Here is a 445-nt window from a genome sequence, read left to right as displayed (position 1 = left end):
GACTGGAAAAAGTAACCGATATGGACGGCAAGATCCTGAAGGAAATAAAGTACAACTATAAAAACTAAGAACTGATGAAAAAATTAATAATTCCTATAGGTGTACTTCTTGTAATGGGCACTGTAAAAGCACAGGTACAGCTGCCCTCCGGTTTGAGCAGTACCAATGAAAATTATATCTACACAAGGACTTACCTTGAACCTAAAACCCAGAGTGATGCCAATGCCAGACAGGTTCAGGCCGTTCAGTACTTCGATGGCTTGGGAAGACCCAAGCAGGTCGTGAATATCAAAGCATCACCGTTAGGAAAAGATATTGTTACCCATATTGAATATGATCAGTTTGGGAGACAGGTAAAAGACTACCTTCCCGTTCCCCAGGGAAACACTTCAAACGGAGCTATTGTTCCCAATCCATTGGGTAACGCTCCATCAGTGTATGGTAA

At 42.0% G+C, this 445-nt stretch carries 1 protein-coding gene; it reads left to right on the top strand.

What is annotated here, in order from left to right; genetic code table 11:
• Nucleotides 1–74: 74 nt before the first annotated feature.
• Nucleotides 75–445: DUF6443 domain-containing protein (locus tag AC27VX_RS23870; protein ID WP_488698475.1), on the top strand; the 371-nt coding region annotated here is incomplete at its 3' end.

The sequence above is a fragment of the Chryseobacterium sp. 14P4.3.2 genome (assembly GCF_057799275.1).
Note: the sequence above shows the minus strand (reverse complement) of the source record. Positions and strands in the feature narration are given on the sequence as shown.